The following is a 16185-nucleotide window of genomic DNA, read 5'->3' as shown; positions in this document are numbered from 1 at the left end:
CATCGCATTGCCGACAGCACCGCTGTCGAATGCTCTGCACGGAACCCGGATTTGCGCTTGCCATGAACCCTCATCTCCTTGATGCCTACAATCGGGAATTGCTCTATTTCAAGGAGCTGATGGAGGAGTTTTCCCACGCGCATCCCAAAATTGCGCGTCGGCTGGGCATGCATGCCGGTGAGATTGCCGATCCTTTTGTCGAGCGTCTGGTGCAGGCAGCGAGTTTTACAACCGCTCGACTGCAATTGAAGCTGGATGCCGAATTCCCGCTGCTGACCAGTCGGCTACTCGAAACCATCTATCCGAATTACGTCGCCCCGACGCCTTCGATTGCTGTCGCACGTCTCTATCCCAATGAGCAGGAAGGCAATTTGCTCGAGGGGTTTTGCGTACCGCGTGGCACGGAGTTCACGAGCCGTGTGCCGGATGGCGAACGCACGTCCTGCACCTTCCGTAGCGGCCTGGACGTGATGGTGTATCCATTGGAGATCGTTTCCGCGAGGTTGACAGGGGTTCCGCCGGATATTCCATCGATAGAACGGTATAGCGTCGCACACAAGCGCGTTCGCGGGGCGCTGCGTCTCAGGCTCCGTACTACGGGTGAGGCGCGATTCGAAGAATTGCGCGGCCTGGATCGATTGCCCGTGTATCTGGCAGGCGACGAGGGCGTCGCGTCACGGCTGTTCGAGTTGATCCACGCAGGCGCTGTAGCAACCGTGACAGGAGTACCGGATCGCTTCGCAGATCCGAATCAGGCACGCGGGATTGTGTCCGCTCAGGCGGTCGAATACACCGGGCTGGCTACCGACGAGAGTCTGCTGCCGTTGGCGGGACCGAAGTTTCACGGCCATAACCTGCTGCACGAATATGCGGCGTGCCCCGCGCGCTTCTGGTTTTTCACGCTGGCCGGTCTGAATGCGGGATTGCGACATGTGGCCGGTCGTGAAGCCGAAATCGTCATATTGCTGGATTGCTTCGACAGTACGCTGGTCGAGCACGTTGACGCATCACGCTTTGCACTCTTTTGTACACCGGTTATCAATCTGTTTCGTCGCAAGACCGATCCTGCCGAGATTCCGCGCACGGGCGGCGAAATCCTGTTGCAACCCGACAGGCAGAACGGTTCGGACTATGAGGTGTTCGCGGTGGAAGCGCTGCACGGCTTTGTGAGCAAAGGCGCGGCATCGCTCGAGTTCCGGCCGCTGTACCGGGCGTTGACGAACGATGAAAACAATCACGGGCGCTACTTCACGACGCGCCGCGAGCACGGAAGGGCGAAGGCGTCATATCGTCGCTACGGTGCTCGTACCACTTACGTCGGGACGGATTTTTTCGTTTCGTTGGTCGATCAAAATGAGCAGTCCTATCCACAGATCATGAAATATCTGGCGGTAGATGCGTGGCTGACGAACTGCGATCTGCCGAGCTTGCTGGCGCCCAATGGCGTCACGGATCTCACTATCGGAATCAGTGCGCCGTTAAGCAGTGCGGGGCTCATTCGTGCACCAAGCCCGGCACGCGCGCCGCTTGCTCAGCGGAACATTGCATGGCGGCTGATCGGCCAGTTGAATCTCGGCTACGGCACCTTGGAGGCTGGTGACGGGAGCGGACTGCGCGACATCCTTGCTTTGTTCGCTGCCGACGACGATGTGCGCTACCGCCGCCAGATCGACAGCCTGATCCGCGTTGATGCGCATCCCGTGACGAAGAAGCTTCCCGGCCAGAGTCAGTTGCGATTCGGTCGAGGCATCGAGTGCGTCCTGACGGTGGATGAAACCGGCTTCGATGGCATGAGCCCTTATCTCTTCGGGGTGATCCTCGAACATTACGTGGCGCGCCACGTTTCGACACATTCTTTTACTCAATCCGTGTTGCGCTCGACGCAACGCGGCGAGTTGATGCGCTGGCCAGTTCGAACAGGAACGCGCAGCGCACTCTGACTCACGGAGGAATGCAGTTCATGCAGTCGGTAACACAGAACAACATCAAGCGCACGAGGACCAGCACGCATGTTGAATTTCAAGACGAACCGAACGTTTTCGGTCAGCGGTCCTGCGCTGCCGGAGCTGGAAGGCATCGCGTCGGTACTGCACCTCAGCGCGATCCGGGGCACCGAACAACTTTCCACGCTGTACGCGTACGAGCTATGGCTGACGACGCCCGCCGATCTGCTGTTGCCGGTCGACCTACTGGCCAACCTAGATCTCAAGGCGATGCTCGGCAAGGAGTTAACCGTCACGATCCAGCTCGACGGGATGGGCAGCTTTGTCGCAGGGATAGCCGGGCGCACAGGTGCCGCGAACGTAGGTGCCGGCACGCGAGAAATCAGCGGCGTCGTGACGGCGGCCAGCTATGTGGACCAACTGAATCGGCAGTCGCGTTACCGGATCGTGCTGGAACCGTGGTTTGCACTGGCGCGAGAGCGGACCGATTACCGCATCTTCCAGCGCAAGAGCGTGCTGGACATTCTGCGCGAGGTGTTCGGTTCTTATCTGTACTCGTTCGAGATGCGCGTTGGTCGGACGTACAAACCGCTGCGCTATCAAGTCCAGTATGGCGAGTCGGATTTTGCGTTTGCCCAGCGGTTGATGGAAGAACACGGCATCACGTGGTTCTTCGAACACTCGCAAGGCGTGCATCGACTGGTACTGGTCGATGGTCCAGGCGCTTTTCGGACTGTGGAAAGCGTCGCGTACCAGACGCTCGGCTACTACCCGCCGGGCCAGAAGATCGACCGGGAACACGTCGACTACTTCGAAGCGACGGAGCGCCTGCAGTCGGGCGTGTGGACCACTGACGATTTCGACTTCGAGAAGCCGGGCGCGACGCTGACTGCGCAGAACAGCCTGCCGCGCGACACCGCGCACAATCAGCTCGAACGCTATGAATGGCCGGGCGACTATACGGAACCGGAGGACGGCCGCGCATTCGCATTGGTGCGGATGGAAGAGATTCACGCACAGGGCGAGCGGGCGAAAGGCGAGGGCAATCTACGCAATGTGGTGTGCGGCACGACGTTTGCGTTGGCAGGCCATCCGATGGCGAGCGCCAACCGCGAGTATCTGGTGATCGCGTCGGAGCTGGATGTGAAGGAAACCGGAGAAACGACCGGGTTCTCGGCCTACGCGATTCGCAGCAAGTTTGTCGTCCAGCCCTCCGCCACGATATTCCGCCCACCACGCACGATCAGAAAACCCCGCACGCGCGGCCCGCAGACGGCGATCGTGACCGGCCCGGCGGGCGCGGAGATCTGGACCAACAAGAACGGTGAGGTGACGCTCAAGTTCCACTGGGACCGCTCCGACGTGAAGGACCAGAATTCGTCCTGTTGGGTGAGGGTGTCGTATCCGTGGGCCGGCAGCAACTTCGGCGGCATCCATATTCCGCGGGTGGGCACCGAGGTCATCGTCGATTTCGAAAATGGCGACCCGGATCGCCCGATCGTGACGGGGCGCGTCTACAACGCGATGACGATGCCGCCGTGGACGTTGCCGGCGAACGCGACACAAAGCGGGATCCTGACGCGCTCGACCAAGGGTGGTGGATACGGCCACGCCAATGCAATCCGCTTCGAAGACAAGAAAGGCGCGGAGCAGGTGTGGATCCAGGCCGAGCGCAACCTGGATGCGGTGATCGAAGCCGATGAAACCCACACGGTGGGACACGACCGCACGAAGCGAATCGGCCACGATGAAACCGACCAGATCGGACGCCACTGGACACTGTCGACCGGCGGCTACAAATTCGAGACGGTGACGCTCGCGTCAGTGAAGAGCGTGGGCATGGGGGCGATGCTCAACGTCGGGATGGCGTACAACGTCAACATCGGCGGGCTGTACCTGCGTAACGTCGGGCTGCATATGGCCAGCACGGTCGGCCAGAGCCGGACCGACCGCGTCGTGCAGGACTGGACGGCGGATGTGGGGCACACCTACACGGTGACCGTGCGCGGCAAGGCGGTGGGCGATGCGGTGAGCGCCGATCAGGCGAATCCGATCGCGCCGTCGCCCGATTTTGCGCCGCAACTGCCCGCGCCGGTATCGAGTTCGAACGCCAACCAGTTGCGCATCACGGATACGGGTGAAAGCAGCCTGTCGGGAGCGAAGCAGGCGCAGCTGACGGGACCGGGCGGCACGGTGACGATCGACGAATCGGGCATTCACCTGAAAGGTACGGCGATTTACCTGCAGGCGCCGACGATCAGCATGACGAATGGCGATACCAGCGGCCTCGCACCGGTGACCGAAGCCGATTGCGCGGAGTGCGCGAAGAAGACGGTCAGCGCGAACCCGGTCGATCTGGCGACGGGGCAGAAAGTGCTGTCGCACACGGACTTTACGCTGCCGGGTCGGGTCTCGATTCACTGGAGCCGGAGCTACCGCAGCGCGGACCAGCGCCAAGGCAGTCTGGGCGTGGCGTGGAAGTTGCCGTATGCGACGGAAGTGAGGACGAGTTCGACGGGATTGATCTACTTCGACGCGGACGGGCGGCAATTGCGGTTTCCGCCGCTGAGCCCCGGTGAAGAACACTTCCATCCGATTGAGAAGTTCACGCTGGTGCGCGGTGACGACAACGCCTCGGGCGCGACCTACGTGCTGCGCTTCGGCAATGGTGTCGAAGAGCACTATGGCCGCCATCCGGCTGACGAGAACCGATGGCAATTGCAGCGTATCGGCACACGCGACGGGCAGAGCCTGACGCTCGGCTATACGGCACAGGGCTGGCTGGAAACGGTCCGCAACAATCGCCACACCGTGCGCTGCGAACTGGACGAGGCTGGCCGCATCACGTCCGTGTTGCTCGACCAGGGGTTCGGCAATCAGCCGCTGCACCTGACGAGTTACGTCTATGACAAACACGGCGACCTGATCGAGGCCACCGACCGCGAAAATCTGACGTGGCGATACGGCTATGACCACCATCTGCTGACGACCTACCGTACGCCGGCGGGCGCGACGCACGTGTCGGAATGGAGCGACGACACACCAAACGCGTACTGCCTGCGGACTTACGCGTACACCGAAATCGCCGACGGGCAGCGCGCCATCACGCGCGAGACGCGCTTCGATTACCTGCCATCGCTGCGCGTGACACGGGTGACGGACGGACTGGGGCATACGACCGAGTATCACTACAACGGCTTGTGGGCGATTGAGAAGATCGTGCATCCGGACGGCAGCCTCGAGCAGACGCATTTCGACGAGACGGGGAGCGTGGCGGGCTATACGGATGGAGTGGGCCGCACGACGCGGATGGTGAACGATGCGCGGGGCAATCCGACGTCGATCATCGATCCGGCCGGTCAGGTCACGCGCATCAGCTATAACGACCGGAACCTGCCGGAACAGATCACCGACCCGGCCGGACAGGTCTGGCAGCGCGGCTACGACGCGCAAGGCCACCTGACGAGCGAAACCGATCCGCTCGGGAATGTGACGACTTACGCGTACGAGAACGGCTTGCCGGTTGCCCGCACCGATGCGCTGGGCAACGCGACGAAGATGCAGTGGGACGACGCGGGACACCTCGTGGCGAGGACCGATTGCTCGGGGCAGACGACGACCTATCAGTACGACCAATTCGGCCAGTTGACCGAGACGACCGACGCGCTGGGCCAGGTCAGCCGCCACAGCGGCAGCCTGTCGGCGCGCATGACGGCGGTGCAGCCGGCCGGTATGGGCTGGTGGAAGGTTGAATACGACGACGCAGGCAGGGCCATCGTGCATACCGATCCGCTCAAGCGCGTGACGCGGGTGGACTGGGATGGATACGGGCAGCGGACGCAAATCGTCGATCCTGCAGGCGGCACGCAACAGTTCCGGTATGACTCGATTGGCCGTCTGACAAGGCTGACCAATGCGAATCAGGAGGCGACGACGTTCCGTTACGACAGCCGGAACCGGCTGATCGAACAGACCGGCTTCGACGGCCGTCGGCAAAGCTACCGGTACAACGCGGCGGGGGAACTGGTCGAACGCATCGATCATGGCCAGGATGGGCAGATCACCACGCATGTGGCGTATGACGTGCTTGGCCGGCCGGTGGAGCGGCGGTCAAGTGACGGGAGTCAGGCCAGTTATCGGTACGACGCGCGGGGGTTGCTTACGCAGGCACAGGCGGTCTCGCCAGGCCGAGGCCCGGTGCAGGTGACCTACGAATATGACGCGGCCGGGCGCCGCACGGCGGAGGTGCAGGCGCATCACGGACGCGTCTGGCGACTGACGCACGGGGTGGACGCGATCGGGAACCGCAACTGGACGAACGTGCCGGACGTCGGTTCGCTGGTGTGGCAGCGCTATGGCTCGGGGCATGTGCACGGCGTCCTGCTGGACGAGCATCCGCTGGCGAGTTTCGAGCGGGATGAGCTGCATCGCGAGATCAAGCGTACGCAAGGCCCTGCGTCACACCACTTCGGGTATGGCGCGAACGGTCTGTTGGCCGCGCATCGCTGGCAGAACCTCGACGAACGGGGGCGCTCGCTGGAGAGGCCTCGGCCGTGGCGGGCATGGGAGTACGACGCGGCGGCCCAACTGACGACATTGGACGACGCATGGCGAGACAAGAAGACCTATCGGTACGACGCACTATCCCGATTGACGCACGTGACGGCGGCAAGTGGTGCGGAAGCGTTTCACTACGATCCGGCGAGTAACCTGCTGGGTGCTGCGCCGAGCCTGAACGACGTGCAGGCGTGGAAGGCAAGCGGCGATCGCTTGCTGCGGTTTGCGCCGCAGACGCGCCCGGATCGCCCGGTGGATTTTACGTACGACGGGCACGGTAACCGCATTGCACGAACGGTGCCGTTGCCGCCGAAGCCGGAACTGACGGCGGCAGAGCAGCGTAGCCAGCGCGGGACGGACAACCTGCTGCGCGTGATGGAGGTGCTGACGGGGACGCCGAAGTACGAAGAGCCGGAAGCACATCCGGAGGTGACGCGGTATCGGTACGACGGCAGCCACCAGTTGATCGCGATTGAGCACGCGGACGGCGCGAAGAGCGAGTACGAATACGACGCACTCGGACGGCGGGTAGCAAAGCATCACACGCCGGCAGGCGGTCCGGGACAGACGGCGCTGTTCATGTGGGACGGTGACTGGATGATGCAGGAGATCCAGACGGGGCGCACGTCGCATGAGGACAACGCCGTGACATACGTGCCGCATCCGGACCATGAAGGGCCGCTGACGCGGCTGGCGGATGGGCAGGCGTGGCACTACGTGACGGATCACCTGGGTACGCCGCAGGAACTGTACGACGACCAGCGTGAGGTGGTGTGGGCCGCGGACTTGAGTGCGTATGGACGGTCAGCCCGGACGCTGGCGCACGGCGTTGACAATCCGATACGGTTTCCGGGGCAGTACTACGATCGGGAGTCGGGGCTACACTACAACAGGTTCCGCTACTACGATTCTGAAATTGGGCGGTACGTATCACAAGACCCCATCGGGTTGCGCGGTGGGTTCAATAGCTACACCTACGTCAAAAACCCGATTGTATGGATTGATCCGCTCGGGTTACAGGCAACGGGACCAGTGCTCTTGGGAATGGGCAATCTTTATCGTGCGGGTGTACAGCCACCATTGCCAACGATTTCACGTAACGCTCCGCTCGCTAGTGTCTACGGCGATATATCTAATCTCGCGTTTCCCTCTAAGGTACTCCCCGGGGAGTGGGTCGGTGTTAACGTCCCGTGGAGTATGCCGATCATCGAACGATATTGTGCAAAGGGGTATTTTGGAGATTCGCCACTTGAGATGACGGACAATTCGGGAAGGCAATGTAAGCGTCAAAAGGATTTTGATGTTCCAAGTCTAGTTCCAGATGGATGGTCGGATAATCGGAAATTCAATTGCATGGAATGGGTTCCATATGAGTTATCGAATCGCTAAAATAGTTAAAAACCCCCTGTTCTTGGTGGTGGTGATTATGGTTTCCCTCATTTTGATTTCAACTCTAGGACCAGCGCCCGACACTTACTATGGAAGGCTGAGGCGGTGTATCAATATGTGTAGGGAGTCTAGTCACTTTGGCAGGTTGCTTGAGCCCAAGCGGGCCTCCCCCAAAAACACGATAGCTGATTACCAATGTCAATGCTATTGACTACACAGCGGACTTGAAAGCGTATGAGCGAACATTCAGATGACTGGCACATGCCGTTGACAATCCGATACGGTTTCCGGGGCTGCACTACAAGCGCTTCCGGTACTACGATCCTCAGGTGGGCAGGTACATCAATCAGGATCCGATTGGGTTGGCTGGGGGGCGGAACAGCTACACCTATGTGGACGATCGGCCTTCGCATTCGAAAGATTCACTTGGGTTACAAACAGTTGCATTGGGTGCAATGGGCGGTGGTGCCGTAGCCGGTCCTCTTGGTGCTCTCGTTGGAGCGGTAGCAGGCGGGATCGTATTGTTAGCGTGGGTCGCGTGGTACGCGATGTCCGGAAAGAAAGATAGTGTGATCGAAGAAACCAAAACGGATTGCCCTTCGAACTCAAGGACGTGCCCGCCGTGCAAAACAGTAACGGGTCGAATCGTGGCTCGTGGAGCTTTTGGCTATCGGCCGTTGGACGTAATCCCTGATGGGGAAATGCAGCACGGCGTTTATGGATCGCATCACAATATGTTTATTGCAAATCAAAAATCCGAATAGCTGTCAATGCTTTTGGGCGAAGCAGAAGTATGTTCTGAAGCCAGATCAATTAACCGCGGAAATGGTTCCTGTCGAGGAATTCGTTAACTAATTGGAAGTCGTTAGGAGGATATATGAAATATGTGGGTTTTGAGCGGGGATTTAAGGTGGGTGACAGTGTTTTGGTTGAGGATGGTGTAGAGGGCGTGGTTGTGTGCGATTTCGATGGAAGCCAGTTTTTTCCTGGATTCGAGGATTGGTCGCCAGGTGCTAGCGTTGTCAAAGATAGCGTTCCGAATAAAGGAGTGTTAATCGAATCCAGAAGGTACGGTTTAATTCACTATGAAAATGAGGACGATTCAATAAAATTTATATAATCTGCTGGCGAGGAATAGTAGTTCCGACGACGTTGACACCGCTTCTGCGACGGATAGCCTGACAAAGGAATGTCATCGAAATGACGATTGCGATCCATGTGATAAGAAAATTGACAAATCTCTAGGGGGGCTGATAAAGGGAGGTTTGTTTGTGCGAGAAAGGCTTTGAGATGAAAAAAATAATCAAGGCGGGCTTTTATATTTTTTGTTGCTTTAATTGTGTTGTTCGTTTTGGCGAAATGCAACGAGCCAACTATAAATGAGCGGCAGAATCAATGCTTCAAGACTTGTGGTGATCGCGGCATGTTTGGAATTTTGGAGGCTCCTTTCCCAAATTCGACTAGAAACACCGCGGCAAATTACACGTGCAAGTGTTATTGAGTGTGTCGTGAGGATCAGTGACGCGATTGCTAGATGAGAAGCTTGTTACGTAGCAGATACGATCGGGAATCAGGGCTGCACTATAAGCGGTTCCGGTACTGCGATCCTCAGATAGGCAGATATATCAATGAAGATTCTATTGATCTAAAGGTTGGATTGAATCTGTTTTTGCGCGTTGATAGAGATTCGGTAATTTAAGTGGATTCGCCGGATATTTTAAATCCGACGAAACTTCTGACGTGTGATGGAAATGCAGCTAATTAAGGAAGACTTTATGCATCGGGAGGTTTGAAGTTGGCCGTTGCAGCCGGATTGGAGCGCACGGAAATTGCGACCCCCCGCTGGAATAGGCGTTGTGGTGCTAGGGGTTTGGAATATAAATTCTGCAGGCTCTGCTTGAAAGCGTTCGATTCAGCAATCGACTTAAGCGAGTAATGAGAAGTTGTCGGATGCAAGTTGGGGAAATTTACTTGGAGTTCTCTCGTGTGGTGCGGAATTTGGTGACCCAGGTGGGCCGGCGCCTTATGATTTATTCAAAGAGAAGGGGGTGATGAAAAAAATTAAGAAATCTTCTTCATGAAATTGGAGTGGTGTTGTTCTGATGGGGCATTGGAATTTTTAATAATATTAATCACGACGTGTTTGGTAGTGTATTTTTCGGCTTTATTTATTTTGAAAATAAAGGTGAAGGGGCGAGTGACGTGGAGGGGCTTCCGGCAGTGGTTAAGAAGTGTCATTGACTCATTTTTTTGGTATGGGCTGAATGCATAGTTGTCGCTAGCATGTGAAATGCTGTGCTGGTTCAGTATATGGGGATAATCCAGAGGTGTATCTGTCGATCTGGGTCACGCAATTTTGCTTGCGTATTTATTCGTAGGTGGCGACAAGGTATTTTGGTTGCAATAAAAATGTGAGGCTGTATCTAGTGTTAGATAGATTGGTACTGGCAGGGGGCGGTGTGCGAAGAGTAGATGGGGCTTGGCTTTATATTTTATTTTTCATTCCGCTTGCATTTTTTTATGAGCCGATGAAGAGATATCTGGGCGGAGGCGCGTTATTTGTTGTGTGCTCTGTGTTTTATCTGTGTGTCTGTTCTGCGTTGGCTATTTTTTGGGGAAAAACCGGAGGGCGAAAATAGTGTCATGCTTTTCAAAGGTGTGAAATTGGAGAACTATTTTTGAGGTGTACCTGAATGTCAGCTTTCGTCGCAACTCTTTGCACATTGACCACCCATGGCGGCGTAGTCACGTCAGCCAGCGCAGGCGTCTCGATCAACGGACGTCCCGCAGCATGCGTAGGCGATTCCGTGTCGTGTCCATTGCATGGCCCGGGTGTCATTACCAAAGGCGGTTTTGGCACGATCAACGGCCGTCAAATTGCTCATCACGGCAGTGACACGAGTTGCGCTGGAACGCTGATCGTGTCCGATGCTGGGCCTACGGTTTGACAGTTTCTACATCGAGCGCGATGAGTCGAATTTTGAATTCACCCGAGCATGACCCAATCCAGTAGCCCGCCCAAGATCGTGTCGGCTCGAAGCGCGCTGGCTCCACCGCGACAACCGACCGGTATCTTTCTCTCTGGCAAGAGTACAAGGCAGCGTCGCAACACGCGCCGTAGTCGTCCATTGGGACCGCTTTCGCCGCCCGAGGACGAGCAGACTAGGCTGGCGTCGGTAATGGGCCACCGCAATGCCTTGCTGGAGGCAAGCAGGGTGCTGCTTCGAGCACTTGTGGACATGCCGGAGCTAATCGGCATCGGCCATGACGAACGCTTGCGCGACCTGCTGATGGACGAAGTTCGCGTGTTCGAGCGCCTATGTGTGAGGGCCAACGTCCGCAGCGAGCACATGATCGGCGCACGATATTGCCTATGTACAGCACTGGACGAGGCCGCAATGCGCGGACTTGCATCGCGAGGCGATACGTCGGGGTGTGTCGCATGGGCTGCCGACGCGCTGACTCAGCGTATCGGCGAAGACAATCAGGGCGGTTCGAAGATCTACACACTGTCGCTGCGTTTGTTGAAAGACGACGCCGATCACTGGCCATTGCTCGATGTGATCTACCGGATTTTCAGCCTGGGGTTTGAAGGTCGGTATCCGCATGGCAGGGTGTTTGGCATGCACGACCGCGTACGAGAGCGAATTTACAACGCGATTGCCGTGTATCTGCCGTCTGTTCCACACGCGCTCTCACCTCATGCGCAATCTACCGTAACGATTCGACAAACATTCCATTTCGAAATCCCGGTGTGGATGTCGGTGGCCTTGCTGTCAGTGACGCTCTGCGCGCTGTATGCCTTCTGCCGTATCGAGTTGGGTGCGCAAGCGAACGACGTGCAGCGACAACTCTCCAGCATTGCGCGTGTCGCGACGACAGGCAGCGCGATCGATCCACCGAGGGCCAGTCCGGCACGGTAGTGCGAGTTGGACGCCATTCACCGTACACATGAAGAAGATTCTCTCGTTTCTACGCTCGCGTCATCTATGGGCAGTCGTGACGGTGATCGTTGCTGCTGCTGCGATCTGGTTTGCAGGGCCGATGGTGAGTTTCGGTGGACTGAATCCACTCGCTTCGGTCGGCATTCGCCTGACTTTGATCGCCTTGGTGCTCGCCGTATGGATCCTGTGGCTGGTCGACTGGTCGACGAGCATCGTAACCGTCGCGCTGCTCTGTCTCACGATCTGGCATGCCTTTCCGCTCATGACGTTGGCCGGCAAACCGCTGTTTGCATCCGTGATGGCCCGCATTCTGGCAATGATCGGCGTTGTGTTCGTGTATGCCATCGCCATGTCGGTCCGATGGTGGAAGCGCATGCGCCGGTATCCGGGCCAGCTCAGGCGTTTGCTTCGACTCGGTAAGGGTGGTGCCCGGCCGCTGGCTGCATCGCGCCTGGCGGAGATCGAAGACATGGCCAGCACCGCGATCAAGCAGTTGAAAGCCCGGCGCGGGGGCGCCCGCGGGCTGGCGCGACTGTTTCGAGGGCCAGCGTATCGCTACGAGGTGCCGTGGTATGCCGTGCTGGGCTCGAAGGATTCGGGCAAGACCACGGCGCTGTTAAACGCGGGCCTGGCGTTCCCGCTGGATGCACAACTTCAGCATTCGCTCGCGCCCGATGACGCCCGGGCTTTGCCGGGTTGGCGAATAACCAATGAGGCTGTGCTGATTGATACGGCCGGCCACTATGTTCGGCACGGCACGTCGCGCTACCGTCTGACGGCGGAACTGTCGGATACGCGGAATGAGGGGATACGCAACAAGCGGCCAACCGACATAAGCACTGCCCGCGAGCAGGCTGATGCGGCGGAATGGAAAGGATTTCTTCGACTGCTTCGCCGTATCCGCCCCCGTCTGCCGCTGAATGGCGTGCTGTTGACGATCAATGTTGCTGCGTTGACGCATGCGGATTCCGACGTACGCGCGGCCGAGAGCCGCGCATTGCGAGCGCGTCTCGATGAAATGCAAGCCGAGTTTGGAACCGGATTTCCCGTCTGGCTGATTGTCACGAAGGTAGACCGGCTTCCAGGCTTCACTGACTATTTCTCATCGCTCGGGGAGCAAGATCGTGCGCAGATATGGGGCGTGACATTGCAGCCCGACCCTGAGGCACGGGCGGCTGAGGCGATTCGCGCAGAATTGAATTTGCTGGCCACACGTCTTGCGGATGGCGTGAGTGGTCTGCTTCGCAATGAAACCGATGTGGCACGTCGTCGCCGTCTGGCGATGCTGCCGGAGGCATTTTCAGCGCTCACGAACCCGTTGGTAGATCTGCTCGGACAAGTGCTCGCCGGGAGCGACAATGGTGTGCCGACGGTACCGAATTCAATGCTCCGAGGTGTTTACCTGACGAGCGCGAGTCAGACCGGCCAGCAGGTCGTCGCGGATCGGAACACGCTGTTGCAACGCATGATCGGCGCATCCAGTGCGCACTCGAATGACAGGCGAGGAGAGCGTAGCGAAGCCAGCTACTTCCTGCGCGATCTGTTTTTCGGGGTCGTATTTCGCGAGGGGCGCCTCGCATGTCCGAACCGGAGTCGGGAGCATCGTGCGCGACTGCAGCGGTGGCTGGGACACTCGCTCGTGTGGCTGATCGCCGTGGGGTTAGGCGCGAATCTTTGGAGCAGCTTCACAGCGGAACGGACGGCCCTTGCTACGCTGGGGCAAAAGGCACGCTCACTGGCCGCTTTGCTTGCACGCAGCAACCTTTCTACTGCTCCTGAGCGTGTTCCGATGGTGTTGGACAGTGCAAACGAATTGTTGCGTGACACAACGCACCTCGTCGCCGATCCCGACGTCGCATTTCGGCTCGGCGCGGACCGGCTGGACATGATCGAGTCCGGAAGTCGTCACGTATACGAGGCTCTGTCGGAGCAGGTTGTATTGCCGAACATAGTTCGCAGGATGGAGGTCGTGATAAACGATGCCTCGGCGAGCGGTGACGCCAAGGCTGCGTACGATACGTTGCGCGTGTACCTGATGCTCTACGACAGGGCACGGTTCAACGCGAACGACATCAGGGGGTGGGTGCTGGACGATTGGGCACGATACGACAGTGCCGCAATATTCGGTGGGCGCGCCGCAATGATCGATCACGTGCAGCGGCTGTTTTCCGAAGGACATGTAGTGCAGTCGCCACTGTCCCGTAACGAAGGGCTGATCCGGCAGGCGCGTGCATTTCTCGATGGCAGCAATCCAGTCGATCGTTTGTATCAGCGCGCGAAAGCGGCGATGTTGAAAGACGCGCCCGACGAATTTTCGCTGCTGCGCGTGGTTGGACCACAAGCAGGCGTCGTGTTTACGCGGGCCAGCGGAGCATCGTTGTCCAGCGGCGTGCCGGGACTCTTTACGCTGGATGGATATCGAGCGATGTTCGACAAACGCCTGCCGGAGTTTCTTCAGACGGCAAGCGACGATGATGCCTGGGTAATGGGGCGTCGGCCGCTGGGTGATTCCTCTGGTAGTTCGGTTGGGGTGCTGAACGTATCGAGTCGAGATGGGGGCGCGCTGTCGATGGCGATCAGGCGCCTGTACCTGACGGAGTACGCTCAACAATGGGAGGCGTTTCTCGACGACATTCGTGTCGTGAGCGGAACGAGCCTTGCCTTCAGCTTGAAGGTGCTGCGAAGTTTCGCAGCACCAGATTCACCGCTGACGCGTCTCGCGCGCGCGGCGGCACGCGAAACGACGCTGACGCGACCAATGGCGAGAGCCGACGCCTCCTTCCTTGAAAAAGCGACTGACGCCGTCAACCAGCAAACCGAGAGGATACTGGGGCCTCGCGAGTCGGAACAGGTTGAACGCGAGTTGGTCGATAGCCATTTCGCGGCATTGCGCTAGGTCGTGACTGGCCATGCCGACGTGTTGCCGGATACGCAGTTGTCCAGTCCGCCGGCGGAGAAGACGGGCCTGGATGGCGTCACAGATCTGTTGAACGATTACTACACGACACTCACGATTTCCGACAATGCGCTGTTGAACAACAGCATGCCGCCGAAAAGCGAGAGTGCTGCAAAGCTCAAGATGACGGCTGACACGATGCCGACGCCGTTCCGGGCAGTCTTGCGTCAACTCGCTGTCGATGGCTCACGTGGCGTGAATCAGGGTATCGGCCAGTTACTGTCGCGCCAGATGCAGGCGGTAGTTGCAGACACCTGTCGAATGACGATCGAAAGCAACTATCCGTTCTCGCCTGATAGCAAGCGTGACGTCAGCATTGACGATTTCACTCGGGTGTTTGCACAAGGTGGCGTGATCGACGATTTCTTCGCGAAAACGCTTGCACCGTTCGTCGACACGGCTGCGAAGCCGTGGCGCTACCGGACGCTGCCGGGCGCGACCGAACCCGTGCAGGGGCCGGACCTGGAACCGTTCGAGCATGCGAAGGCGATTCGCGACATTTTCTTCAACGATCCTGATCGCAAGAAACCGAGCTGGAAGGCTGACATCCGAATTCCTGAACTCGACCCGTCAATCATGAGCCTGTCGCTCGATATCGACGGACAGACGACGCTTTACCGACACGGTCCGGTCGCGCCCTTCACGGTGACTTGGCCGGGACCGCGTGGTGGAGTCCACGCTCAAATCATGGCGAGCCCGACCGTCTGGCCAGACACATCGACGATCGCCGCGGACGGGCCGTGGGCGCTGATGCGGTTGCTCCGGAAAGGTCGTGTTGTCGAGGCGGCCACGCCGGGCCGCACGCGAGTCGTGTTCAGTTTTGACGGTCGGGAAGCCGCACTCGACATCGCGAGCGCAGGAAGTGTCGCAAACCCGCTGACAAGCGATGTGCTGACGACGTTCCGGTGTCCGAGCACGATGCCTATGTTCAATCTGCCGGACAGTGGCCCTCCGGTGGGACTGCCGCGCGGATCGATTCCGGTTGTCCAGAAAGGGGAGCGTACCGCGATGTCCTCAACAACAGTGTTGCATGCCAAAGGTAATCGATGATCCGGGGAAAATTCACTCATATCAAAACGATTGTTGCCATTGTCGCCGTTTCCACCGTCCTATTCGTTGTATTTGGAGGTATATCAGCGGGGTATTCGCTCGACGCTGTCATCGTTCTCGGCGTAATGGGTGCCTTGTTCGGTGCCATAGCCGTTCCGGAGCTGGAGCCGAAAGCTTTTCGGTATCCAACGATCTGGCAGATTTCCTGTTCAGTCGCTGGAAGTCTGCTTGTAGCTTGGATGCTGGCGTCTGGGGCAGAAGGCTATGTACTCGCAATTCTTATCGGGACATGCATCGGTTATTTTGCGCCGTTCTGGATAAAGCACATCGTCTTGCCGTGACGCTT

At 58.4% G+C, this 16185-nt stretch carries 8 protein-coding genes and 1 pseudogene; all 9 read left to right on the top strand.

The window, feature by feature from the left end:
• Nucleotides 1-62: 62 nt before the first annotated feature.
• The 9 genes and pseudogenes from tssF to CFB47_RS40690 all read left to right on the top strand — a co-directional run bounded on the left by tssF (nt 63) and on the right by CFB47_RS40690 (nt 16180).
• Nucleotides 63-1940, top strand: a complete 1878-nt coding sequence (gene tssF / locus CFB47_RS26180; RefSeq protein WP_089463555.1) for a type VI secretion system baseplate subunit TssF — start codon at nt 63-65, stop codon at nt 1938-1940.
• A 69-nt stretch (nt 1941-2009) separates the two neighbouring features.
• On the top strand, nt 2010-7889 hold the full coding sequence (gene tssI, locus CFB47_RS26175) for a type VI secretion system tip protein TssI/VgrG (protein WP_256946756.1): 5880 nt from the start codon (nt 2010-2012) through the stop codon (nt 7887-7889).
• A gap of 254 nt (nt 7890-8143) precedes the next feature.
• Entirely contained in the window at nt 8144-8653 is a 510-nt protein-coding gene (locus CFB47_RS26170) for an RHS repeat-associated core domain-containing protein (protein WP_089462763.1), read from the top strand.
• 113 nt (nt 8654-8766) lie between these two features.
• Nucleotides 8767-9009 carry a hypothetical protein gene (locus CFB47_RS40695; RefSeq protein ID WP_143330865.1) on the top strand — a complete coding sequence of 81 codons (243 nt, stop codon included), beginning with the start codon at nt 8767-8769 and terminating at the stop codon, nt 9007-9009.
• A gap of 414 nt (nt 9010-9423) precedes the next feature.
• Entirely contained in the window at nt 9424-9588 is a 165-nt protein-coding gene (locus tag CFB47_RS42155) for an RHS repeat-associated core domain-containing protein (RefSeq protein ID WP_089462762.1), read from the top strand.
• Nucleotides 9589-10582: 994 nt separating this feature from the next.
• A complete protein-coding gene (locus CFB47_RS26160) occupies nt 10583-10837 on the top strand; it encodes a PAAR domain-containing protein (protein WP_089462761.1) in 255 nt (84 codons plus the stop codon).
• Nucleotides 10838-11068: 231 nt separating this feature from the next.
• Complete coding sequence (gene icmH / locus CFB47_RS26155) at nt 11069-11812, top strand: type IVB secretion system protein IcmH/DotU (protein WP_256946755.1); 744 nt, start codon at nt 11069-11071, stop codon at nt 11810-11812.
• 28 nt (nt 11813-11840) lie between these two features.
• A pseudogene (tssM, locus tag CFB47_RS26150) lies at nt 11841-15839 on the top strand (type VI secretion system membrane subunit TssM).
• Complete coding sequence (locus CFB47_RS40690; RefSeq protein WP_105749912.1) at nt 15836-16180, top strand: hypothetical protein; 345 nt, start codon at nt 15836-15838, stop codon at nt 16178-16180. The pseudogene tssM and the gene CFB47_RS40690 overlap by 4 nt, the downstream one beginning before the upstream one ends.
• The last annotated feature ends 5 nt before the right edge of the window (nt 16181-16185 follow it).

It is taken from the genome of Burkholderia sp. AU27893, from assembly GCF_002223205.1.
Classification (GTDB): Bacteria; Pseudomonadota; Gammaproteobacteria; order Burkholderiales; family Burkholderiaceae; genus Burkholderia.
Note: the sequence above shows the minus strand (reverse complement) of the source record. Positions and strands in the feature narration are given on the sequence as shown.